The sequence below is a fragment of the Nonomuraea sp. NPDC052116 genome, from assembly GCF_040680035.1.
Classification (GTDB): Bacteria; Actinomycetota; Actinomycetes; order Streptosporangiales; family Streptosporangiaceae; genus Nonomuraea; species Nonomuraea angiospora_A.
This window is the reverse complement of the sequence record NZ_JBFAWA010000009.1, coordinates 54,788-75,623: the sequence shown is the minus strand read 5'-3', so window position 1 is coordinate 75,623 and position 20,836 is coordinate 54,788. Positions and strand designations below refer to the sequence as shown.

Sequence of the window (20,836 nt, the reverse complement as noted above, 5' to 3'; positions counted from 1 at the left end):
ACAGGCCGTAGGGTGCCTAACGTGATCCTGATATGTCGGAAAGTGCGGGTGCGCTGGTCAACGGCCTAGAAATTCGATCAGACAACGCGCGCCACACCAGTCCGACACCCCCCAAACATACTCCAGTGGCGCCCACGAGGACGGCGCCAAGCCCCGCGAACTCGGCCACGACGCCTCCCAGAGCCGCCCCGAGCGGCATCCCGCCCATGCCGACGAGGCGGTATGCCGAATTGACCCTTCCGAGCAATTCGGCCGGGATCAGCCGCTGCCGCGCCGAGATCACCAGGACGTTGCCCGCCGCGCCCACCACGCCCCACAGCACCGCCGTCGGGTAGAGCGTCCACGGGGAGGGCACGACCACCGGCACGATGAGCAGGAGGCTGGTCGTCAGCCAGCACCCCACGAGCGCGCGGAACTCCCCGAAGCGCCCCGCGACCCACCCCGACAGCAGGGACCCCGGGAGCGCCCCGACGGCGAACGCGGTCGTCATCAGGCCGTACTCGCCCGGCTCCAGCCCGATCCGCGACCCGTCGCCGACGGCCCACAGCACGAAGACGGCGAAGTAGGCGGCGTTGGCGAGGTTGAGCAGCCCGGCCGTGATGGCCAGGCTGCGCAGCACCCGGTGGGACCACAGGTACCGCAGCGCCTCGCCGATGTCCCGCCGCAGCGGCCGCCGCCCCTGCGCGCGAGGGACGTCCATCCGGTACGTGCCGCGCATGCCCAGCAACAGCAGGCCCGCGGCGCCGTACAGGAGGGCCGGGGCGCCGAAGACGACGGCGGGGAGGGTCACGACGAGCAGGCCCGCCAGCGGGGCCCCGACGAAGTCGTTGCCGATCATCTGGGCGGTGGAGACACGGCCGTTCGCCCTGGTCAGGTGGCCCTGAGGCACGGTCATGGGCAGGATCGACTGCGCCGAGACGTCGGCGAAGACCTCGGCCACCCCGGCCAGGAGCACGGCCGCCAGCAGCACCCACAGGTCGAGCAGGCCGAGCAGGGCCGCGAGCCCGGCGAGGGAGAGGATCGCGGCCCGGGCGACGTTGGCCACGACCATGATGCGGCGGCGGTCGAGCCGGTCGGCGAGGGCCCCGGCGTGCAGCGCGAGGAGCAGCCACGGCACCGTCGCGGCCGCCCCCGCCAGCGACACCAGCGTGGGCGAACGGGTCATCGACACGGCCAGCAGCGGCGCCCCGACCTTCAGCACGCCGTCGGCCAGGTTCGACAGCGCGGTGGAGGACAAGAGAAATCCGAACGAACGCCCCACGGCTCACTCCGATAGTGTGTAAGGGAAAGTGTGCATAGTTTTCTTTGCAAAGATAGGCTTGCATAGCATGCAGAGCAAGAGCTTCTCCGCCCGCACGCTCGACGCGAACGCCCTGAAGTCGTTCGCCCACCCGCTGCGGCTGCGGATCTACGAGCTGCTGGACGAGCACGGCCCCTCCACGGCCACCAAGCTCGCCGCCCTGCTCGGGCAGAACACCGGCGCCACGAGCTACCACCTGAGGGAGCTGGCCGGGCACGGCATGATCGAGGTCGTGCCGGGGATGGGGCGCGGCAAGGAGAAGTACTGGCGCATCACGCCCGGCGGGTTCACCTTCGGGGAGCCGGGCTCCGACCCCGAGACGGCCAGCGCGATGGAGTTCCTGCTGGACGACCTGGTGCGCCAGCGCGGCGCGGAGCTGGCCCGGTGGCGCGAGGAGGAGGCGCGGGCGCCCGAGGAGTGGGTGCGCGCGAGCGGCTACGGGCGGCGGTCGCTGCGGCTCACGCCGGAGGAGAGCGCGGCGCTGCGGGACGAGGTGTTCGAGGTGCTGGAGCGGTATCGCGCGCTGTCGGACCGCAGGGAGATCGCGTCGCCGGACTCCCGCGATCCGTCGACGGGACGCGTGGTCATCCACTTCGACGTGCTGCCGGTGAGAGCCGGTCAGGGGCCGGCGGAGGAGGGCACGCCTCAGGACCGCCCACAGCCCGGGCGGCCCTGAGGCGGACCAGTACACTGGCCGCCGTGGCGCTCTACGCTCTCATCGAGAAGGTCGGCGAGGACGCCGGCCAGGCCCGGTATCAGTACTCCGAGGGCACGGGATGCGTCCTCGGCCACGTGATCCTCGACAAGGCCGGCGAACGGCTGTGGATCGAGGACGGCGAGGAGACATACCTCTCCCGGGCCGTGGTGCGGAAGATCGCGGTCCACTGGGCGACCCACGGCGTGGCGCCGGTGAAGCTGGCCGTGCAGTCGTAGCGGGTCAGCTGATGAGCTTGAGCGCCAGTTCGGTCAGGCCCTCCGGCGCCGTCCTGGGCGACCCGGCGTCGAACGGCGGATGCGGGTCGTACTCGATCACGAGCTGCACCGACTGCGCCGTGGTCTCGTCGGTGGCCTGCGCCAGCAGCGTCAGCGCCATGTCGATCCCCGCCGACACCCCCGCCGCGGTCACGATCCGGCCCTGGGTGACGACGCGCTCGCTCACCGGCTCGGCCCCGTACTGCGGCAGCATGTCGAGCAGGGCCCAGTGGCTGGTCGCCGTCAGCCCCTCCAGCAGCCCCGCGGCCGCCAGGACGAACGAGCCGCTGCACACCGAGGTCGTCCACCGGCTGTGCTCGTGGGCCTCCCGCAGCCAGCCCAGCAGCGCCTCGTCGGACATGACGTCGAACGTCCCCGGGCCGCCCGGCACCACGATCACGTCGGGGTGGGGCAGGTCCTCGTAGGAGGCCGTGGCGGTGAGGGTGAGCGTGCCCCGGTCGTCGGTGACCGGCCCGGGCTCGGCCGCGACGAACGTGACCGTCCAGCCGGGCGCGAAGGCCAGCACCGTGTACGGCCCGACCGCGTCGAGCGCGGTGAAACGGGGATAGAGCAGGATCGCCACATGCATCGCTTACTTCTCCTTCGATCGGAACCTGCGACGGTGGTCGCCGGGTGAGATCCGCCAGTGGCGGCGGAAGACGCGGTAGAGGGTCTCCGGCGTGCCGAGCCCCGACTCCCTGGCCACCCGGTCCAGCGGGTGGGCGGTGACCTCCAGGAGCCGCCTGGCGGCCTCGGCGCGGCTGCGTTCGACGTACCGGCCGGGTGACAGGCCGGTCTGCTCGGTGAAGACGCGGGAGAAGTGGCGCTCGCTCATCCCCACCCGGCCGGCGAGCGCGGGGACGCTCAGGTCGGCGGCGGGGTTCGCGTCGATGTAGGCCTGCAGCTCCCTCAGCGGCTCGCTGCGCGGCGTCATGGCCCGCATCGGGGTGCTGAACTGGCTCTGCCCGCCCGGCCGGTGGAGGTACACCACGAGGCCGCGGGCGACGTCGCGGGCGAGCGCGTGGCCGTGGTCCCTGGCCACCAGCGCGAGCGCGAGGTCCACGCCGGACAGCACGCCCGCCGAGGTCCAGACGTTGCCGTCCTCGATGTAGAGGGGGTCGGCGTCCACCTCGACGCACGCGTAGCGGGCGTCCAGCTCGCCGGCGGCGAGCCAGTGCGTGGTGGCCCGCCGGTGGTCCAGCAGCCCGGCCTCGGCCAGCAGGAACGCCCCGTTGCACACGGACGCGACCCGCCGCGCGCCCGCGGCCAGCCGGGCGACGGCCTCGACGAGCTCCCGGTCGCCCAGCTGCTCGGGGACCGACATCCCGCCCACGACCATCAGCGTGTCGACGGGCCCGGTGACCTCGCCGAGGGCGCGGGCCGTGACGGCGATCCCGTTCCCCGAGGGCACGGGACCGGCCCGCACGGCCGCCACCTCGACCTGGTATCCGTCCTGGGGCGCCAGCAGCGCCGCCGTCGCGAACACGTCGGACGGCCCGGCCAGGTCGAGCAGCTGGAAGCCGGGGAAGACCACCATGAGAACCCGTCGCTGCATGTCTTCATGCTGGTGGCGGGCCTGTCAAGGCGTCAACGACACAAATATTGCACATTACGCCATGAGCCCCCCGGGGCAGGACCGGGGGGCTCATGGGCTTGATGGGCTGAAAAATCAGCCCATGTGCGGATAACGATGGTCGGTGGGCGGGACGAACGTCTCCTTGATCGTGCGGGCGTTCACCCAGCGGATCAGGTTGAAGATCGAGCCCGCCTTGTCGTTGGTGCCCGAGGCGCGGGCGCCGCCGAACGGCTGCTGGCCCACGACCGCGCCCGTCGGCTTGTCGTTGACGTAGAAGTTGCCCGCCGCGAAGCGCAGCCGGTCGGACGCCGACGCGATGGCGTAGCGGTCCTGGGCGATGATCGAGCCGGTCAGCGCGTACGGGGCGATGCCCTCCATCTGGTCGAGCACCGTGTCGAAGTCGCGGTCCTCGTAGACGTGCACGCCCAGGATGGGCCCGAAGTACTCCTTGACGAAGATCTCGTCGGTGGGGTCGGCCGACTCCAGGATGGTCGGCTTGACGAAGTAGCCGACGCTGTCGTCGTACGAGCCGGTGAGGACGTCGATGTTCGCGGCCGCCCGCGCCCGGTCGATGGCCTCCTTGTGCTTGGCGAAGGCCCGGGCGTCGATGACCCCGCCCATGAACGTCGACAGGTCGCCCGACACGTCGCCCACGGTCAGCGACTCGGCGGTGGCCACGAAGTCGTCGCGCATCCGGTTCCAGACCGAGCGCGGCACGTACGCCCGCGAGGCCGCCGAGCACTTCTGCCCCTGGTACTCGAAGGCGCCCCTGACCAGCGCCGTCGAGAGGACGGCCGGGTCGGCGGACGGGTGGGCCAGCACGAAGTCCTTGCCGCCGGTCTCGCCGACGAGGCGCGGGTAGCCGTGGTAGGAGGCGATGTTCTGACCGATGGTGCTCCACAGGTGCTGGAACGTCGCCGTGGAGCCGGTGAAGTGGATCCCGGCCAGGGCCGGGTGCGCGAGCGCCACCTCGGAGACGGCCTGGCCGTTGCCGGTGACCATGTTGATCACGCCGGGAGGCAGCCCGGCGGCCTCCAGCAGCCGCATCGTGAAGTGCGCGGCGAACTGCTGGGTGGGCGACGGCTTCCAGACGACGACATTCCCCATCAAAGCCGCAGAAGTCGGCAGATTTCCGGCGATGGCGGTGAAGTTGAACGGCGTGATCGCCAGCACGAAGCCTTCGAGCGGCCGGTACTCCATCCGGTTCCACACGCCGGGCGACGAGATCGGCTGGTCGGCGTAGAGCTGGCGCGCGTAGGCCACGTTGAAGCGCAGGAAGTCGATCAGCTCGCAGGCCGAGTCGATCTCCGCCTGCTGTACCGACTTCGACTGGCCCAGCACGGTCGCCGCGTTGAGCGTGGCCCGCCACGGCCCGGCCAGCAGGTCGGCGGCCTTGAGGAAGATCGCCGCCCGCTCGTCGAACGACAGGGCCCGCCACGCCGGCGCCGCCCGCAGCGCCGCGTCAACGGCGTCCCGCACGTCCCGGGCCGTAGCGTCGTTGGTACGGCCCAGGACGGCAGCGTGGTTGTGCGGTTGCACCACGTCGATGGGAGCGCCCGCGCCGAGGCGCTGCTCGCCGTCGATCGTCATGGTCAGGTCGATCGACGACCCGGCCAGGTCCTTGATGCGGTCCTCCAGCGCCGACCGCTCGGCGCTGCCCGGCGCGTACCCGTAGATGCGCTCGTTGGCAGGAACGGGGACGTTGCTGATGGCATCCATTACTTACCCCCAAGGGCGCGAAGGAAGAAGGCGACGTTGGCGGGGCGCTCCGCGAGGCGGCGCATGAAGTAGCCGTACCAGTCGTCGCCGTAGGGGACGTAGACGCGGACCGTGTGGCCGGCCCCGGCCAGGGACTCCTGCAGGTCGGTCCGGATTCCGTAGAGCATCTGGAACTCGTGGTCGCCGATCGTCCGCCCGAACCGGTCGGCGAGCACCTCCGTGATCGCGATCATGCGATCGTCGTGCGTCGCCACCATGGGGTACCCCTTCCCCGCCATGAGGATCCGCAGGCATCGCACGTACGCCTTGTCCACGGCGCCGCGGCCCTGGTGGGCGACGGAGGCGGGCTCGCGGTAGGCGCCCTTGACCAGGCGCACCCGGGAGCCCTCGGCGGACAGGTCGCGGCAGTCGGCCTCGCTGCGGAACAGGTAGGCCTGGATCGCCACACCGGTCGACGGGTAGTCCTCGCGCAGCTTGCGCAGGATGGTCAGCGTCGAGTCGACGGTGGTGTGATCCTCCATGTCGAGCGTGACGGTCGAGCCGTTGCGCGCCGCCGCGGCGCAGATCTCGCGGGCGTGTTCCAGCGCCATCGCGTCGTCGAGCCGCTGCCCCACGGCCGACAGCTTCACCGACACCTCGCCCCGGACGCCGAGGTCGAGCGGCCTGACGGCGTCGAGCAGCGTGAGGTAGGCGTCCGCGGTGGCCTCGGCGGCCCGCGCGTCGCGCGTCTCCTCGCCGAGGTGGTCGACGGTGACGGCGAGTTTCATGTCGCGCAGGCGCTCGATGGCGTCGCGGGCCTCCTGGACGCTCTCGCCCGCGACGAACCGATCGACCACCTTCCTGGTGAGCGGGAAGGCCGACACGGCACGACGTACGACGCCGCTCCCGGACGCGGCGAGGAGCACTTGACCCAGCATGCCTCAAGTCTAAAAACGCAGCTCAGCGGGGGCCATCGACGTGCGTAACGGCCGATGTGGCAGGCTGTCATACAAATGCACAACACGGCAGACCTGCAAGAGATCGTCGACGAGATCGCCGCCCGGCTGGGGGCGTCCGCGACGCTGGAGGACCGCTCGTTCCGGCTGCTGGCGTACGGGGCGCAGCACGGCGACATCGACACGGTCCGCCAGGAGTCGATCCTGCGCCGGCGCGCCACCGGAGAGGTGCGCGACTACTTCGAGCGCTACGGCATCGCCAAGGCCCCCGGCCCGATCCGGATCCCCGCCGACGCCGAGCTCGGGGTCCTGGCCAGGGTGTGCTGGCCGCTGCGCCACGGCGAGGTCGCCTACGGCTATCTCTGGCTGCTCGACTCGGGCTCGCTCACCGCGCTCGAACCCGTCGCGCCGCTGGTGGCCAGGGCCGCCGCCGCCCTCGCCCAGGAGGCCAGGAGCCGGCAGGACCTCGGCCGCGGCCTGCTCTCCCTCTTCTCTGCCGACCCGTCCGAGCGGGCGGGCGCGGCCATCGAGGTGCCGGGCCCCGTCGCGGCGATCGCCGTACGCGAGTCGGCCGAGCGCCTCGCCGCCCTCTGGACGCTGCCGCGCGGCGTCCTGGCCCGCCCCGGCTCGCCCGTCGCCCTGCTCGCCCCCGCCCACCTCGCGGGCGAGGTGGCGCAGACCCTGCAGAGCGCGTACGGCACCGCCGCCGGCATCGGCGCGCCCCGGGCGGACCCGGCCGACGCCTGGCTGAGCTGGCGCGAGGCCCGCCACGCCCTGCGCGTCGCCGAGCACTTCCCCCGGTACGCGCCCGTCGCCCGCTGGGAGGACCTGGGCGTGCACCGCCTGCTGGCCAGGCTCGGCCAGGCGGACCTGCGCGAGCTGGCGGCCGAGACCGCGGTCCTGGACGGCGAGCTGGCCGAGACCGTGGAGGCCTACCTCGACCACGGCGGCCACGCCCAGAAGACGGCCGCCGAGCTCGGCATCCACCGCCAGACGCTCTACTACCGGCTGGGCAAGGCCGAGCGCCTCACCCACCGGGATCTTTCGGACGGCGACGACCGCCTGGCCGTGCACCTGGGGCTCAAGGCCGCCCGGCTCTGCGGATCCTGACCATGTCATGGTGCCGGGTCATGGTGCCGGGTCATGGTGCCGGGTCATGGTGCCGGCAGGCGGCTGCTGCCGCCTGCCGGGGTTTCGGTGCTTCAGGCGCAGGCCGCCTCGTACACCCGTACCAGTTCCTGGCTCACCCGCTCCCAGGAGTAGCGCGAGCGCGCCCGGTCGGCGCCGGCGTAGCCCAGCGCGGTCCGCAGGGTGGGGTCCCACAGCAGCTCGCGGGCCAGCCGCGCGGTGCGCGCGGGCCGGTCCGGAGGCACCAGCAGCCCGGTGACGCCGTCGATGACGGAGTCCAGGTGGGCGCCGACGGCCGAGGCGATCACCGGTACGCCGCAGGCCATCGCCTCCAGCGCGACGATGCCCGTCACGGCCTCGCGCGGCACCGACACCACGGCGTCCGCGCTGCGCATGAGCTTCGGCACGGTGGACCGCTTGACCTGGCCCAGCAGCGTCACCTGGTCGGCGACCTCGAGCTGCTCGGCCAGCGCGCGCAGCCGGCGGGCGTCCTGGTCGGTGTCGAGGTCCTCGGGCTCGGGGCCGCCCGCGATGACCAGTTCGACGTCGCCGAGCCCCGGCAGCGCCCGCACGATGGTGTCCGCGCCGCGATCCACCGTCAGCGGCCCGACGTGCAGGAGCCGCTTGCGCGTGCCCTTCGTGGCCACCGCGCCGCGGCGCTGGAAGCGCTCGGTGTCGACGCCGTACGGGACGACGGCGATGTGGTTGCGCGGCACGCCCAGCCGTATCAGCGCCGACTCCTCGTCCCCGGAGCCCGCGATGACCGCGCTGGCCCGGCGGCCGAGGGCCAGCTCCAGCTCCTTGTGCATGGCGTCGACCGTGTGGAACGTCTGCGTGACCGGCACCCCCAGCCCGTTGGCGCCCGCCACCGCGACCAGCCCACCGGTCCACGAATGCGCGTGGATCACGTCGGGCCTGTCCTGGCTCCACCGCCGCATCAGGTGCTCGCCGACGTCGTTCAGGTACGGCACGATGTCGTGGGCCGACAACTCCTGAGCCGGGCCCACGTCGATCTGCTCCAACGTGACCCCCGGGGCCACCCGCGTCTTGGGCTTGCCCTCAATGCTGTCACGACGGGAGTAGACGGTGACGTGATGTTCGCGGCCGAGCTCACGGGCGACGGAAAGGATGCGGTCACGCCGGTTGCTCTCGGCGGAAGCTACGATCGCGATATTCATGGCACACCTCAGCGAAGAAAGACTGAAAGGTGCGCCTGCGTCTTAGGCACATGTCTACGCTTCTGACCATACCCAGGTTTGACTCGCTCGGAAACCCCCCAAAAACAGACATCTTGACTTCGCAGGTCAGACGCCCCGGAGCGCGACGATCACGATCTCGTCCCACACCTGACCGCCCGAGAACGCGTGCCTGTCGGCCTCCAGCGCCTTGACCACGGTGGACGGCGACTGCCCCGCGCACCGGCCGAGCACGTCGGCCAGCCGCTCCTCGCCGTACGGCTCCCCCTGGTCGCTCCTGGAGGAGATCAGCCCCTCCGAATACAGCACCAGCGTCTCGCCCGCGGCCACCGTCAGCCGCTCCACGGCGGTCTCCGCCTCCGGCGCGAGGCCCAGCGGCACGCCGCCGCCCGCGGCGAAGCGCACGCCGCCGTCGGCCTGCAGCAGCGCGGCGGGATGGTGCCCGGCCGACGACAGCCTGATCTCGCGCCCTTTCACGAAGCCCGCCACGGCCATCACGAACATGCCGGTGCCCTGAGCGACCAGGGCCTCGTTGACCTTGCGCATCACCAGGTCGGGGTCGGACTCCCAGACGCCGAGCACGCGCAGGCCGCCGCGTACCATCGCGCTGACCGACGCGGCCTCCTCGCCCTTGCCGACGGCGCCGCCCAGCGCGAACCCCCACCCGCAGGACACCGGGAACACGTCGTAGAACTCGGCGCCCACCGACGCCCCGGGATGGTAGACGGCCGCCGCCTCGTAGCCGGGCACGTCGGGCAGCTTGCGGGGGGCCACGCTCGCCGACAGCGCGTCCGCCGCCCGCGACCGGGTCTGGAAGCTGGTCTGGGCCCGTACCGCCAGCCCGAGCTGCAGCCCCACCTCCTGCATGACGGCCAGGTCGGCCAGCGCGAACGGACGCCGGTCGTGCGCGCGCACCAGCGTGAGCACGCCGTCTCCGGAGCCGATCGGCACGCACAGCATCGAGCCCGCGCCCATCGCCGTCAGCAGCGGCCCGTCCGCGCAGAACCCGAGCAGGCCGTCGTCGTCCAGCATCTCCTGCACCACGCCGGAGCCGCGCTCCAGCACCTGCATCACGACCTGGCTGCCCGCCGGATCCGCGGATTCCACTTGGCGGACCAGATCGCCCAGTGGATGGTTTTTCGGCGCCACCACGACCGAGCGGCGCGGCACCCCGCCGCGCACCATGTCCGCGATCACCCAGTCGGCCCACTCGGCCGCCAGCAGCCGCGTCGCCCTCGGCAGCGCGACCGGGCGCAGCAGCGCCTCCTCATCGAGCAGCAGATTGGCCATCTTGACCAGCAGGTCCTGCCGCTTGGCCGCCGCCAGCAGCAGCGCCCCGTCGGACTGCTCGGGCCGCCCAGCGCCCGGCTCGGACAGCTGCACCTCGGTCGGCAGCGCCACCGCCGCCACCATCTGCTGCGGCTCGCCCGGCATGGTCATCCTGGTCAGCGCCAGCTGGACGGTGTGCGTGCGCCCCTGATGCGCCAGCCGCGTCTCGAACGCCGACGGCTGGCCCGTCTGCAGCACCGCCGTCAGATGTGACCGGAACGCCGCCCGCCGCGACACGTCCACCAGCAGCGGGAACGACCGGCCCACGAGGTAGCCGTCGGGGCTGCCGAGCATCTGCGAGGTCTCGGGGTTGATCCGCCTGACCACGCCGCCGCTGTCCAGCACGATGACCGGCACCGGAAAGGCCCGGAACACCTGGCGCAGCAGCTTCAGCTCCCGCTGCGCGCCGTCCTTCTTGCCGCCCGCCCGCTTGGGCGCCTTCTGCAGCGCCTCGCGGGCCTCGGCCAGCAGCTCGGCTGCGGTGTCGAGCTCGGCGAGGGCGGCGTCGAGCGTGGGCGCGAGGTCGGCGGGATAGGCGGTCCGCGCCTCGCGAAGCGACGACACGCGTCCGGCCAGCGCGTCCAGCGCTTGTTCGAGGTCCGGCATGGTCACCCTCTGACGCTACGTCACAAGGGATATGGGAGGCCATATCGGGTAGGGGCTTGCTGCTATGAAATCAACTGCGATGATCACCCCCGGTCTCGCCCGCGACCTCGCCGCACTGGGCCGGCTGGGCGAGGACACCTCCACGGAACGCGTGCTGCGCGACCTCACCACGGCGCTGGCCGCCGGCGTACCGGGCTGCTCGGGAGCCTCGGCCGAGCACTGGCGTGACCACCGGGTGCTGGTGTCCGGCTCCCACAGCGAGCTGATCATGCTCGTCGAGGGCGAACGCGCGCTCGGCGAGGGCCCGTCCGTCGAGGCCCGGCAGAGCGGCGGCCGCGCCGGCGTGGCCGACGTGCTCAACGAGCCCCGCTGGCCCCGCTACGACGCGCTGGCCAGCCGCTGGGGCGTGCGTTCCGTGCTGGTCGTCCCCATCGACGTGGCGCCCGCCCTGCTGCTGGTCGGCCTCTATTCGGTACGCCCCGGGGCGTTCTCCCCCCAGAGCGCCCACTCGCTGGCCGACATGCTGACCGAGCAGGTCGGGGTGGCCATGGCCAACATGTGGGAGTTCGAGGAGGTGCGTACGGACGCCGCGCAGCTCCAGGAGGCCCTCGCCGGACGGGCGGTGATCGACCAGGCCAAGGGCATCATCATGCAGACCAGCGGATGCACCGCCGAGGCCGCGTTCGAGGAACTGCGCAAGATCTCCCAGCACCACCAGGTCAAGGTGGCCGACCTCGCCAGGCTTCTGGTCGACGAGCACCAGCGCAAGTCGAGGCGCTGACCTCCGCGGCCCTGCCGCCGCCCTGCCCCCGCCCTCAGCCGATGGCCGCCAGCGCGTCGTCGAGCGTGTCGTAGAGGGGCAGCCGCTGCGCCAGCCCGGTGATCCACATCACCTTGGACTTGGAGTATTCGACCCCGATGAGCGCGAACCTGGCGCCCGACGCCAGGCTCGTCTGCCAGTGGTGGACGATCAGCCCGAGCGCGCGAGAGTCCATGAACGTGACCCCGGCCAGGTCAAGAATCAGGTCCGACCCCGCCAGGGACAGGTAGTCGGCGAACTGCTCGCGGGTCGTGGCATCGAGGACGCCGTCGACCTTGATCACGGTGATCTCGTCCACCGTCGACGACGTCAGGGTCAGGGCCGCCACAGGGCCCTCACCGTTATCCGGCATTGTCACGGAGCAACCCTACTGTCACCACAGGAGGGAGGAATACTTCCCGCGATACGGGGGACACTTGATGCGGAGTCCAGCAGCGGGCTTTCGTCTCGAGAGTTGAGCGAGGCGTGCCTCTGCCTGGGCTTTTTTGCTGGTGGAGGGCGCCTGCGACCCATATGAGGAGCAGCGATGGCTGTGCAGGAATACGTCCTCGAGGAGATGACAGCGGAAGAGCTCCTGGCCGAAATGGTCAGGGAAGAGACCCCCGACAGTCACAGAGAGCGACTGCGAGAGCGCATCGTCGAGATGCACCGGCCGCTCGCCATGGAGATCGCCCGGCGCTACCGCTACCGCGGCGAGCCTTTGGAGGATCTCCTCCAGGCCGCGTACGTCGGCCTGATGAAAGCCGTCAACGGCTTCGACCCGACCCTCGGCCACGCGTTCCGGGGCTACGCGGTCGTCACGATGACCGGCGAGGTCAAGCGCCACTTCCGCGACCGCACCTGGGCCATCCGGGTGCCGCGGCTCTACCAGGAGCGCCGCTCGGAGCTCAACCGCCTGGTCGCCGACCTCAGCCAGGACCTCGGCAGGTCGCCCACCGTGGCCGAACTGGCCGCCAAGATGAACATCACCGAGGAGGACGTCCTGCTGACCCTCGACGCCTCCGCCGCCTACAGCACCCTGTCGCTCGACGCGCCGCTCGGCACCGACGACGACGCCGCCTCCCTCGGCGACGTCATCCCCGAGGACGACGACACGCTGAGCACCATGGTCGACCGGGAGGCCGTCAAGCCGCTCATCGACGCGCTGCCCTCCCGCGAGAAGCACATCCTGCTGCTGCGGTTCTTCGGCAACATGACGCAGGCCGAGATCGCCGCCGAGTTCGGGATCTCCCAGATGCACGTCTCACGTATCCTCCGCAAGGTTCTCGACCAGCTGCGCTCCGAGCTGGTCGGCTGAGAAGAAGGTCGCCGGGTGAACGAGGACGGAGAGCCTCAGTCGGGCTACACGAGCCCGCCGCCCGGCGCGCCCGTGAAGGAGCTCCGCTTCCGACTGCCGGACCTGCCGCAGGTCCGGCAGTTCGCTGAGGACGAGGCCCGCGACGCCGGCATGCACGAGGACGTCATCGAGGACTTCGTCATCGCGGTCAACGAGGTCGCCACCAACGCCGTCACCCACGGGGCCGACCGGGCCTCCATGCGTACCTGGACGGTGAACGGCGACCTCATCGTGGAGGTGCACGACGGGGGCGCCTGGAAACCCGGGCCCAGACCGGGCGCGGTGGGCGGGATGGGGCTGTGGGTGGCCCGCCTGGTGTCGGCGGACCTGACCTTGCGGGTCGGGAACGGCGGCAGCACCGTCATCATGCGCTTCCCCGGCAAGGAGTGACGGGAGGCCGCCGTCCTCGGCGACCTCCCGCTTTTCTGGGCCTCACCGGCTGGGGCCTTTGACCGGCTGGGCCCTTGGCCGGCTCCTACCTGCGCGCCCGGCCACGCCAGTTGCTGTAACCGGTACGGATTCCGGCCGTGCCGACCCCTGCCTGATGCAGGGCCAGCAGTGTCAGGCCGAGCAGGACGAACGTCATGCCGGAGAACCCGCCGGGGATCCGGGCGCCGACCAGGTCGAGCAGGAACCCCAGTCCGAAGATGATCGCTGCGACTACCGCGAGCATGTCGTCACCTCTTTCCCCAGGTCTGGAGCTGGGTCCGGGTCGTCTGGATATGGGTTTGGGGCTGGGTTTGTCGGCCGGAGAGAGCGAGCAGGCGTTCCAGGACGCTCCTGTAGTCGCGCAGCGCCAGGCGCATCTGCTCGGTGTCGGCGGCCTCGGTGTCCTTCCAGCGGTCGCGCAGACCGTTCGTACGGGTGGCGAGGCTGCTGGTGAGGGCGTCGACGACCTCGCCGACCAGCCCGTCGGCGCGCCGCACGGCCTCGCCGGGGTCGTCGACGAACGACGCCTGCAGGTCGCGCCAGCGGGCCTGCACCTGGTCCGGGTCCTGGTCGAACAGGACGACGTCCTCGGGGGCGGCGTGCGCCGGGATCTCGCCCGGCTTGGTGTCCGGTCCGGCCGTTGTGTCCCCGCCGGTCCTGGCGTAGGGGTCGCGGTACGTGCCGTCGTCGTACTCGGCGTCGTACTCGGCTGTGGGCGGCGTCACGGCGCCGGGCACGGCGGCGGCGTACTCGTCGCCGGCACGCGGACTGTGCCTCTCCGGCTCGCCGTCGCCCGCGACACGGACGTCGCCCGGAACGTCGCCCGGAACACGGTCATCGCCCGCGACACGGACGTCGTCCGAGCCGTCGTCGGCGAGCTTGCGATCGTCCGCGTACTCATCGGCGCGCTCGCCGGGGTTCTCATCGGGGAGCTCGTCGGCTTGGAGGTGCTCATCGCGCTGAGCGCGCTCCTCCCCGCTGCCGCTCCTGGGGGTGCTGGGGGTGCTCATGATCCTCGTTCACCGTCCTCGTGTGGTCTCCTGCAGCAGTTCCTCGAACAGCGCGCGATAGTGCACCATGGCCTGCCGCAGGTCCTCCGTGGAAGCCTCCTTCCTGGCCGCGCGCCCGCTGATCTCGTGGGCCGTCCGGTAGTGGTCGAGGGTCTTCCCGTGCCCCACCGACAGCGTGGACAGGCGCGCCTCGAAGTCCTCCGTCGGGTAACCCCGTTCCGCCATGACCGCGGTGACCAGCTGATCGGCCTCGGTCACCGCGAACCCGGGCGCGTCGACGAAGCGCTCCTGCACCTCGGTCCACTGGTTCGCGTAGGTGTCGCGCGACTCTTCCGTCAGGGGATGGATGCCGAGCTCCGCATGCCGGCGCTCCCGGTCGAGCAGCTCCTGCTCGGCGTCGCGGCGGGTGTCGTGCTCGGCGACTATGCGTTCGTACTCCGGTCCGAAACGTTCGCGGAGATGGTCGCGGCGCCTCTGCTGCAGCACGGCGTAGCCCACTGCGACGAGCGCCACCACCACGACCGCGACGACGGCCACCCAGATTAAGGTGGTCATGTTGTTCGCCTCCGGTCTCTGTCTTGAGACCAGCGACTGCCCTCGAACAGGTGGGTCGAAACTCCCCGCCTCAGCGGGCTTCCAGCGCCTCCCTGGCCGCGGCCAGCACGGTTGCGACATGTGAGCCCGTTGGTGCGGCGGGGATCTCGCTGAACCCTTCGGCCGCGTCGTACCGCACGTCGAGCCCCGCGTCGACGAGCCGCTGAGCCCACCGCAGAGCCGTGTTCAGCCGCTCGGCCGCGGGCGGCTTCCCCTGCGCGGCCGCCGACAGATTGCGCAGATTGGTGGCGGGCCCGGACTGGGAGTGCTCGCGGGCCAGCTTCCACGGCACGGCCCGGCTGTGGTCGAGCATCGGCTTGGCCAGCCCGGCGGCCCGCTTGGCCTGCAGCACCCCGGACTCGCTGACCCCGAAGTGCGCGGCCAGCTCCTGCACGTTCATCCCCTCGGCCGCCAACCTGGCCAGCTCCCGCCGATCGATGGTCGGTTTCCGCCCCACTCGGCCCCCTCCGCCCCAGCTCTCCGTGTACGCGTGCACCTCCGATGTGCGCTAAGGTTATGACGTCCCGCTCCGCAGGGAGCGGCCGACACGACCGGGACGTAGCGCAGCTTGGTAGCGCACTTGACTGGGGGTCAAGGGGTCGCAGGTTCAAATCCTGTCGTCCCGACCAGATTTCGCTGGTCGATGAGGGTGTCACTCGTCAGGGTGACACCCTTTCTCATGGTTGAGCGGCGTCCGTCGCGGCTGTCCGCCGGCGCTCGGCCAGGCGGCCCCATGCCGATACGACCGCGATGGAGACGATCAGCAGCACGACGCTCCCGGCGATGTCGAGCACGTAGTGGTTGCCCGTGGTGAGCACGACGGCGACCATACCCAGCGGAAAGATCCACGCCAGCAACGCCGGCCCTGGGTGGGAGGCCCGCAGCGCGGACCACACGGCGTACGCGCACCACAACGACCATCCCACGTGCATGCTCGGCATCGCCGTCAGGTTCTGGCCGTTCCCGATCTCGCGTGAGGCGTGGCCGCCCAGGAGGTCGTGCTCGGCGATGATGTCGACGACGCCTGGCAGGGCGAACCGTGGGGGCGACATGGGCACCGCCCAGTAGACGGGCAGCACGAGGACGAGCATCGCGACGAGGGTCCAGCGGACCTTGGCGTAGACGGCGGCGTGCCGGACGAAGACCCACACCAGCACGCCGATGACCACGAGGTAGTACAGGCGGTAGTAGTACACCGCCGGCTGGATGAGGGCGGGATGCTCGGTCAGCCACTGGTTCGCCCTCAGCGCGATGTCCAGGTGGAGGGCCCGTTCCATGGACTGCAGGGCCAGAGCGTTGGCGGTGGCGGCCGCCGTGTCGTTCCCGGCGGCGGCGTGAAGCCGTGCGAAGAGCAGGATCACGAGCAGCAGGCCGGCCACTTCGACCAGCGGGGCCGGGCGTCCGCTCACTCTCCCGGCGAGTGCGACCGAGCGGGCGCGCGCCACCAGGCGCGATAATCGGCCGGCGGCCACCTCACGCGGGCTCACGCGAGTCACCCTAACTCACCGCCCCGGCATGGAACGTGTTACAGAACGACCACCTCGGCCACTTCCTCCTCCTCAACAACTTCCGGCGGCTTCACCGCGCCGGTAATCTTGCGTGATTCTCTGACTCCGGTGGAGGGTCGTCGTGAGCTCCGGTGCTCGCCATGCCGATCAGCGCGCTCAGGCTGGGCTTCGACTTCTTCCCGGCCGGACCCGTGGAGTGACCGCCCTAGGGCCGCTGCAGGTCCTGCACCCCTCAACCCCCCAGGAGGTAGAGCCGTGGGCTCTGGCAAGAAGACGTGGACGGCAGCGTTGCTGGCCACTGCTGTGCTGGCGATCACCGCGGCCTGCGGCAGCGAAGGCGCCGACGGCGCGATCACGTTACGTTTCTCCTACTGGGGCAGTGACGCGCGGCAGAAGATGACGCAAGAGGCGATCAAGAGGTTCGAGGCGAAGAACCCGGACATCGACATCGAGGAAGAGTTCTCCGGCTTCGGCACCTACTACGACACGCTGGCCACGAAGGTCGCGAGCGACGAGACGCCTGACGTCATCACCCTCGAGATCCGCGGCCTGCGGGAATACGCCGAACGCGGCACGCTCGCCGATCTGTCCAGCGCGGTCGACACCGCCGACATCGACGCCAAGGTGCTGGCCACCGGCGCCATCGACGAGAAGCAGTTCGCCATCCCCACCGGCGTCAACGCCTGGTCCCTGGTCGTGGACCCGAAGGCGATCAAGGACGCGGGGCAGAACCTGCCCGACGACACCACGTGGACCTGGGACGAATACGTCGACCTGGCGGCGAAGATCACCGCGAGCACCGGCGGCAAGGTCTACGGCACGCAGCAGGCCTTCAACCCGGCGTTCCTGCAGATCTTCGCCGCCCAGCGGGGCGAGTCCCTCTACAAGGGCAACAAGATCGGCGTCTCGCCCGGGACGCTCAAGGCGTGGTGGGCGGTCCACCAGAAGCTGATCAGGAGCAAGGGCTCTCCTGACGCCGCCAAGAGCATCGAGCTCGCGACCCAGAGCGAGGACCGGTCGCTGTTCGCCACCCGCAACGGCGCGATGGGGATGTGGTGGAGCAACCAGCTCGGCTCGATCAACAAGGCGTCCGGCGGCAAGGAGGTGGACCTGCTGCGGATGCCGAAGGCGCAGGGCGCCACCGCGGGCGGCATGTTCCTGCAGCCCGCGATGTTCTACACCGCCTCGGCGAAGTCCGAGCATCAGGCCGCGGCGGCCAAGTTCATCGACTTCATGATCAACGACCCGGAGGCGGGCGGGATCATCCTCAGCGACCGCGGCCTGCCGGCCAGTTCCAAGGTGCTGGCGGCGGTCAGGGACAAGCTTCCGGAGACCGACAAGAAGACGCTGGCCTTCCTCGACAAGGTCAAGGGCGAGCTCACGGACTCGCCCGCCGCCCCGCCGAAGCGCGCCAGCGCCATCGAGGCCATCCTCACGCGGTACACGAATGAGGTCCTGTTCGGCCGGATGACGCCTGACGAGGCCGCTCAGAAACTCATCACGGAGGCCAACGCCCTCATCGCGGGCTAGTGGGCTCGGTTCGCGGGGATGCGCAGGGCTGAGCGGTGGGCCCAGGTGACCCAGCGCCAGAGCCACTCGACGGGACCCTGGCGGTGGCGGCGCAGCCAGAGGGTGGCGAACAGCCACTGGGCGGCGAGGATGACTCCCGCGGTCGTGTACGCCGCCGTCAGGGATCGGCCGATCGGCAGGCCGAGGAGGTGACCGGCCGCCAGCACGAGGAGTGTGGCGGTCAGGTAATTGGTCAGCGCCATCCGGCCCAGTGGTGCGAAGAGGACCGCCAGCGCCGGTCGCAGCGGCGTTCTGAGCAGGACCAGCAGGGTGCACACGTACACGCCGGCGAGCAGCAGATCGGCCAGGCCGGACACGAAGGACGGCGTGCCCGTCCCGGTCCGCGCCCACAGGGCTGAGGCCGCGCCCGCCGCCAAGGCCAGCCCCAGCAGGAGCGGCCCCCGGGTGGACCGCTCGATCTTCTCGATCATCCCGTACCGGACCAGCGCCGAGCCCAGCAGGAACAGCCCGGCGATCATCAGGGGCCCGCCGCCCCCGCCGCCGATCAGCGCCGCCGCCACGAGCGCCGGGGCGAGACCGGCCACGGCCCACCGCGGCAGCCAGGTGGAGGGCAGCAGCACCAGCAGGCCGACGATGGCGTACGAGGTCAGGATTTCGCCCCGCCACAGCAGCGAATGCGCGAGGCCGATCGCGAGCAGCGCCAGAAGCCGGCGCAGCAGGACGAGCCGCGGGCGGGGGACGCGGTTCGCGGCGGAGTCCAGCAGCAGCGAGAACCCGATGCCGAACAGCAGGGAGAAGATCGGGAGCCCGAGCCACGGGTCCCAGTCGCCCATGGGCTGCGTCGTGACGGCTCTGCCGCCGTTGGCTATCAACTGGATGTTGGCGAGCAGGATCTCGCACAGCGTGAACCCGCGCAGGACGTCGAGCGCGGCGATACGCGGCCGGCCGGGGGAGGCCGTCGTCCCGGCGCGGGTGGAAGGGGCTCCGGGACCTCGGACCGGTCCCGGAGCGTGATCTCGATAGGGCATGCACCTCATCCTGGGGACGGAGCCCGGTGCGGACATCGACCACCGGTAGGGGCTCGCGGTCGCGCGACGGCACTTTCGGCCGATCCTCGTTCCCGACGGCGCCCCACCGGGCCGTCGGTTCGTCCGGCCGGTCCGGGATGGGAGGACGCGTCAGGCGTAGGAACCCTCGACGAGATCGGCGACGATGCCGGGGCAGGAGGGCTGCCAGCCGAGCAATTCGCGGGTACGGGTCGCGCTGACGCGCTGGCTGATCGCCAGAGCCTGGGCGAAGCCCTCCCCGAGCTCCCGCGCGGCCTCCTCGAACGGCCAGGGCTCGGCCGTCTCCTTGACGCCGGCCGACCTGGCCGCCGCCTCGGCCACGGCGGTGACGGGCACCGCCGGGTCGCCGCGCGGGACGGTGACAGGTGCGGGCGGACCTACCCGGCTCCGCCCACCGGGGTGACGCCCGCCGAGTACGGGGAGATCGGCTGGGAGTTCACGGACGAGCGGTGCGCGTACAACTTCCTCGACACCGCGGGCAAGGGCGTGGTCCGCGTCGCCTTCGCGCCCGGCCTACGGCGCCAGGCCCTGACGATCCGCGCTCCCGACTGGATCGGCGCGCAGTTGTGGGTCGACGGCGAGCCGGTGCCCGTGCCGTGTGAGCGGGACTGGGGTCCGTTGTGCGAGGAGCACGTCACGTGGCTGGACGACCGCTTCGTGCACGCCGAGGTGGGCGGTCTGTGGAGCCATCCTCTGTACGACCCCGTCAAGATGGATCTCCTCGGCGACGTTCGCGGGCTGCTGATCTGGGACACGGCGGAACGCGTCCGGCACCTCCACCTCCCGGCGCCGGACGAGGCGTGGACGAGCCCGATCCTGCTGCGGCGGGGCGATTCGTGGCGCGTCTACCCGGACGGCGAGGCGTACCGGGCGGATCGCCCCGATCGCACGCTGCCGATCCCCCGCTGAGCCCGGCGCTCACGCCGTTCGGAGCGATGGGAACCAGTGGGCCAGGCTGGGAGCAGGCGCGCGGAGTCGCCCGTGCTGACCCGCGCGACGCGTCCTGACAAAAGCCCGGGTCACTCCTTCTTGGCGCGGGCCTCGGCCTCGGCGGCGTCCATGGCCTCCGCCTCCTCCGGCGTCGGGGCCGTGCCGCCCAGGTGCGCGGGCTGCCACCACACCCCCTGCGGCACCTCCGGGTACGTGCGCTGCGCCTGGTCCACCAGCCCCGACAGCCGCTTGTGCAGGTCGGCGGTGTGGTCGTTGACGTTCTCGCCGCGCTTGGGGTGCATCGGCTCCCCCACCACGATGGTCAGCGGGATGTGCCGTTGCGTGAGCTTGCGGGGCCGGCCCTTGGTCCAGAAGCGCTGGCTGCCCCACAGCGCGACGGGGATGATGGGCGTGTTGGTGGCCTGGGCCATGCGGATGGCGCCGTTCTTGATCTCCTTGACGGTGAACGACCGGCTGATCGTCGCCTCCGCGAAGACCCCGACGACCTCGCCGGCCTTCAGCATGCGCAGGGCCGTGGCGTACGAGCCCGCGCCCGCCCCCCGGTCCACCGGGATGTGTTTCATTCCGCGCATCAGCGGCCCGGAGATCCGGTGCTCGAAGACGTCCTGCTTGGCCATGAAGCGCACCAGCCGCCGCGAGGGCAGCGCGGCGAATCCCGCGAAGATGAAGTCGAGGTAGCTGATGTGGTTGCTCACCAGCACCGCTCCCCCGGTCTGCGGCACGTGCTCCGTACCCTCCATGTGGAACCGGACGTCGAGCACGCGAAACAGGGTCCGCGCGGCGGCGATCACCGGCGGGTACACGATCTCAGCCATGAGCAGAAGGTAGCC

Annotated in this window: 24 protein-coding genes and 1 tRNA gene; 9 read left to right on the top strand and 16 right to left on the bottom strand. The window is 71.2% G+C overall.

The features are described 5' to 3' along the window. Positions 1 to 16: 16 nt before the first annotated feature. Complete coding sequence (locus AB0L65_RS18935) at positions 17 to 1,237, bottom strand: MFS transporter (protein ID WP_364246834.1); 1,221 nt, start codon at positions 1,235 to 1,237, stop codon at positions 17 to 19. 91 nt (positions 1,238 to 1,328) lie between these two features. Here AB0L65_RS18935 and AB0L65_RS18930 point away from each other — a divergent pair, with 91 nt between their 5' ends. Beyond that, entirely contained in the window at positions 1,329 to 1,976 is a 648-nt protein-coding gene (locus AB0L65_RS18930) for a helix-turn-helix domain-containing protein (protein WP_364246831.1), read from the top strand. A gap of 23 nt (positions 1,977 to 1,999) precedes the next feature. After that, on the top strand, positions 2,000 to 2,233 hold the full coding sequence (locus AB0L65_RS18925) for a hypothetical protein (protein WP_364246828.1): 234 nt from the start codon (positions 2,000 to 2,002) through the stop codon (positions 2,231 to 2,233). Between the two features lie 4 nt (positions 2,234 to 2,237). Here AB0L65_RS18925 and AB0L65_RS18920 read toward each other — a convergent pair whose 3' ends face one another. The 4 genes from AB0L65_RS18920 to AB0L65_RS18905 form a co-directional block, all read right to left on the bottom strand. After that, positions 2,238 to 2,861 (bottom strand): DJ-1/PfpI family protein, encoded by a 624-nt coding sequence (locus AB0L65_RS18920; protein WP_364246825.1) that lies wholly within the window; start codon positions 2,859 to 2,861, stop codon positions 2,238 to 2,240. Positions 2,862 to 2,864: 3 nt separating this feature from the next. Further along, on the bottom strand, positions 2,865 to 3,827 hold the full coding sequence (locus AB0L65_RS18915; protein WP_364246822.1) for a GlxA family transcriptional regulator: 963 nt from the start codon (positions 3,825 to 3,827) through the stop codon (positions 2,865 to 2,867). Positions 3,828 to 3,941: 114 nt separating this feature from the next. Then, positions 3,942 to 5,567 carry an L-glutamate gamma-semialdehyde dehydrogenase gene (pruA, locus tag AB0L65_RS18910; RefSeq protein ID WP_364246820.1) on the bottom strand — a complete coding sequence of 542 codons (1,626 nt, stop codon included), beginning with the start codon at positions 5,565 to 5,567 and terminating at the stop codon, positions 3,942 to 3,944. Continuing rightward, a complete protein-coding gene (locus AB0L65_RS18905) occupies positions 5,567 to 6,484 on the bottom strand; it encodes a proline dehydrogenase family protein (protein ID WP_350726527.1) in 918 nt (305 codons plus the stop codon). Before AB0L65_RS18905 ends, pruA begins: the two co-directional genes overlap by 1 nt. A gap of 75 nt (positions 6,485 to 6,559) precedes the next feature. Between AB0L65_RS18905 and AB0L65_RS18900 the strand changes: the two genes are divergently transcribed. Next, positions 6,560 to 7,612: a helix-turn-helix domain-containing protein gene (locus AB0L65_RS18900; RefSeq protein ID WP_364246817.1), complete on the top strand. Its 1,053-nt coding sequence runs from the start codon at positions 6,560 to 6,562 to the stop codon at positions 7,610 to 7,612. 92 nt (positions 7,613 to 7,704) lie between these two features. On the opposite strand, the gene AB0L65_RS18895 is transcribed toward AB0L65_RS18900, so the two are convergent. Continuing rightward, a complete protein-coding gene (locus AB0L65_RS18895) occupies positions 7,705 to 8,808 on the bottom strand; it encodes a glycosyltransferase (protein ID WP_364246814.1) in 1,104 nt (367 codons plus the stop codon). Between the two features lie 126 nt (positions 8,809 to 8,934). Then, the gene (locus AB0L65_RS18890; protein WP_364247457.1) at positions 8,935 to 10,761 is read right to left on the bottom strand and encodes a SpoIIE family protein phosphatase; all 1,827 of its coding nucleotides are present in this window, start codon (positions 10,759 to 10,761) and stop codon (positions 8,935 to 8,937) included. 79 nt (positions 10,762 to 10,840) lie between these two features. Here AB0L65_RS18890 and AB0L65_RS18885 point away from each other — a divergent pair, with 79 nt between their 5' ends. Next, positions 10,841 to 11,542, top strand: coding sequence for a GAF and ANTAR domain-containing protein (locus tag AB0L65_RS18885; protein ID WP_364246812.1), 702 nt, complete (start codon positions 10,841 to 10,843; stop codon positions 11,540 to 11,542). A gap of 34 nt (positions 11,543 to 11,576) precedes the next feature. Here the strand turns inward: AB0L65_RS18885 and AB0L65_RS18880 are convergent, their stop codons facing one another. Further along, a complete protein-coding gene (locus AB0L65_RS18880; RefSeq protein ID WP_350726908.1) occupies positions 11,577 to 11,933 on the bottom strand; it encodes an STAS domain-containing protein in 357 nt (118 codons plus the stop codon). A 174-nt stretch (positions 11,934 to 12,107) separates the two neighbouring features. Between AB0L65_RS18880 and AB0L65_RS18875 the strand changes: the two genes are divergently transcribed. Together AB0L65_RS18875 and AB0L65_RS18870 are read left to right on the top strand one after the other, a co-directional pair. Further along, a complete protein-coding gene (locus tag AB0L65_RS18875) occupies positions 12,108 to 12,878 on the top strand; it encodes a SigB/SigF/SigG family RNA polymerase sigma factor (protein ID WP_350726519.1) in 771 nt (256 codons plus the stop codon). Positions 12,879 to 12,893: 15 nt separating this feature from the next. Beyond that, complete coding sequence (locus AB0L65_RS18870) at positions 12,894 to 13,307, top strand: ATP-binding protein (protein WP_350726518.1); 414 nt, start codon at positions 12,894 to 12,896, stop codon at positions 13,305 to 13,307. An 85-nt stretch (positions 13,308 to 13,392) separates the two neighbouring features. Here the strand turns inward: AB0L65_RS18870 and AB0L65_RS18865 are convergent, their stop codons facing one another. The 4 genes from AB0L65_RS18865 to AB0L65_RS18850 all read right to left on the bottom strand — a co-directional run bounded on the left by AB0L65_RS18865 (position 13,393) and on the right by AB0L65_RS18850 (position 15,407). Then, a complete protein-coding gene (locus AB0L65_RS18865; RefSeq protein ID WP_185073178.1) occupies positions 13,393 to 13,590 on the bottom strand; it encodes a hypothetical protein in 198 nt (65 codons plus the stop codon). A gap of 4 nt (positions 13,591 to 13,594) precedes the next feature. Beyond that, positions 13,595 to 14,356: a hypothetical protein gene (locus tag AB0L65_RS18860; protein ID WP_364246809.1), complete on the bottom strand. Its 762-nt coding sequence runs from the start codon at positions 14,354 to 14,356 to the stop codon at positions 13,595 to 13,597. A 9-nt stretch (positions 14,357 to 14,365) separates the two neighbouring features. Continuing rightward, positions 14,366 to 14,911 (bottom strand): hypothetical protein, encoded by a 546-nt coding sequence (locus AB0L65_RS18855; RefSeq protein WP_364246807.1) that lies wholly within the window; start codon positions 14,909 to 14,911, stop codon positions 14,366 to 14,368. A gap of 70 nt (positions 14,912 to 14,981) precedes the next feature. After that, positions 14,982 to 15,407 carry a hypothetical protein gene (locus tag AB0L65_RS18850; protein ID WP_364246805.1) on the bottom strand — a complete coding sequence of 142 codons (426 nt, stop codon included), beginning with the start codon at positions 15,405 to 15,407 and terminating at the stop codon, positions 14,982 to 14,984. 95 nt (positions 15,408 to 15,502) lie between these two features. Here AB0L65_RS18850 and AB0L65_RS18845 point away from each other — a divergent pair. Then, positions 15,503 to 15,579 (top strand) — tRNA-Pro (locus tag AB0L65_RS18845). A 48-nt stretch (positions 15,580 to 15,627) separates the two neighbouring features. Here the strand turns inward: AB0L65_RS18845 and AB0L65_RS18840 are convergent. Beyond that, entirely contained in the window at positions 15,628 to 16,437 is an 810-nt protein-coding gene (locus AB0L65_RS18840; RefSeq protein ID WP_364246802.1) for a phosphatase PAP2 family protein, read from the bottom strand. Positions 16,438 to 16,713: 276 nt separating this feature from the next. Here AB0L65_RS18840 and AB0L65_RS18835 point away from each other — a divergent pair, with 276 nt between their 5' ends. Then, on the top strand, positions 16,714 to 17,988 hold the full coding sequence (locus AB0L65_RS18835; RefSeq protein WP_364246799.1) for a sugar ABC transporter substrate-binding protein: 1,275 nt from the start codon (positions 16,714 to 16,716) through the stop codon (positions 17,986 to 17,988). Here AB0L65_RS18835 and AB0L65_RS18830 read toward each other — a convergent pair. Beyond that, positions 17,985 to 19,016, bottom strand: coding sequence for a DUF418 domain-containing protein (locus tag AB0L65_RS18830; protein ID WP_364246797.1), 1,032 nt, complete (start codon positions 19,014 to 19,016; stop codon positions 17,985 to 17,987). The two genes, AB0L65_RS18835 and AB0L65_RS18830, sit on opposite strands and share 4 nt — an antisense overlap. 150 nt (positions 19,017 to 19,166) lie before the next feature. Then, the gene (locus tag AB0L65_RS18825) at positions 19,167 to 19,391 is read right to left on the bottom strand and encodes a hypothetical protein (protein WP_364246794.1); all 225 of its coding nucleotides are present in this window, start codon (positions 19,389 to 19,391) and stop codon (positions 19,167 to 19,169) included. 63 nt (positions 19,392 to 19,454) lie between these two features. On the opposite strand from AB0L65_RS18825, the gene AB0L65_RS18820 reads away from it, so the two are divergent. Continuing rightward, positions 19,455 to 19,964, top strand: coding sequence for a hypothetical protein (locus tag AB0L65_RS18820; protein WP_364246792.1), 510 nt, complete (start codon positions 19,455 to 19,457; stop codon positions 19,962 to 19,964). A 110-nt stretch (positions 19,965 to 20,074) separates the two neighbouring features. Here the strand turns inward: AB0L65_RS18820 and AB0L65_RS18815 are convergent, their stop codons facing one another. Then, complete coding sequence (locus tag AB0L65_RS18815) at positions 20,075 to 20,821, bottom strand: lysophospholipid acyltransferase family protein (RefSeq protein WP_364246789.1); 747 nt, start codon at positions 20,819 to 20,821, stop codon at positions 20,075 to 20,077. Between the last annotated feature and the right edge of the window lie 15 nt (positions 20,822 to 20,836).

What these genes read in the sequence shown, in the direction of transcription:
- AB0L65_RS18930 (WP_364246831.1), top strand. Translation starts at nt 1,329, where the DNA reads ATGCAGAGCAAGAGCTTCTCCGCCCGCACGCTCGACGCGAACGCCCTG.
- AB0L65_RS18920 (WP_364246825.1), bottom strand. Translation starts at nt 2,861, where the DNA reads ATGCATGTGGCGATCCTGCTCTATCCCCGTTTCACCGCGCTCGACGCG.
- AB0L65_RS18915 (WP_364246822.1), bottom strand. Translation starts at nt 3,827, where the DNA reads ATGCAGCGACGGGTTCTCATGGTGGTCTTCCCCGGCTTCCAGCTGCTC.
- pruA (WP_364246820.1), bottom strand. Translation starts at nt 5,567, where the DNA reads ATGGATGCCATCAGCAACGTCCCCGTTCCTGCCAACGAGCGCATCTAC.
- AB0L65_RS18905 (WP_350726527.1), bottom strand. Translation starts at nt 6,484, where the DNA reads ATGCTGGGTCAAGTGCTCCTCGCCGCGTCCGGGAGCGGCGTCGTACGT.
- AB0L65_RS18900 (WP_364246817.1), top strand. Translation starts at nt 6,560, where the DNA reads ATGCACAACACGGCAGACCTGCAAGAGATCGTCGACGAGATCGCCGCC.
- AB0L65_RS18895 (WP_364246814.1), bottom strand. Translation starts at nt 8,808, where the DNA reads ATGAATATCGCGATCGTAGCTTCCGCCGAGAGCAACCGGCGTGACCGC.
- AB0L65_RS18890 (WP_364247457.1), bottom strand. Translation starts at nt 10,761, where the DNA reads ATGCCGGACCTCGAACAAGCGCTGGACGCGCTGGCCGGACGCGTGTCG.
- AB0L65_RS18885 (WP_364246812.1), top strand. Translation starts at nt 10,841, where the DNA reads ATGATCACCCCCGGTCTCGCCCGCGACCTCGCCGCACTGGGCCGGCTG.
- AB0L65_RS18880 (WP_350726908.1), bottom strand. Translation starts at nt 11,933, where the DNA reads ATGCCGGATAACGGTGAGGGCCCTGTGGCGGCCCTGACCCTGACGTCG.
- AB0L65_RS18875 (WP_350726519.1), top strand. Translation starts at nt 12,108, where the DNA reads ATGGCTGTGCAGGAATACGTCCTCGAGGAGATGACAGCGGAAGAGCTC.
- AB0L65_RS18865 (WP_185073178.1), bottom strand. Translation starts at nt 13,590, where the DNA reads ATGCTCGCGGTAGTCGCAGCGATCATCTTCGGACTGGGGTTCCTGCTC.
- AB0L65_RS18860 (WP_364246809.1), bottom strand. Translation starts at nt 14,356, where the DNA reads ATGAGCACCCCCAGCACCCCCAGGAGCGGCAGCGGGGAGGAGCGCGCT.
- AB0L65_RS18855 (WP_364246807.1), bottom strand. Translation starts at nt 14,911, where the DNA reads ATGACCACCTTAATCTGGGTGGCCGTCGTCGCGGTCGTGGTGGTGGCG.
- AB0L65_RS18830 (WP_364246797.1), bottom strand. Translation starts at nt 19,016, where the DNA reads ATGCCCTATCGAGATCACGCTCCGGGACCGGTCCGAGGTCCCGGAGCC.
- AB0L65_RS18815 (WP_364246789.1), bottom strand. Translation starts at nt 20,821, where the DNA reads ATGGCTGAGATCGTGTACCCGCCGGTGATCGCCGCCGCGCGGACCCTG.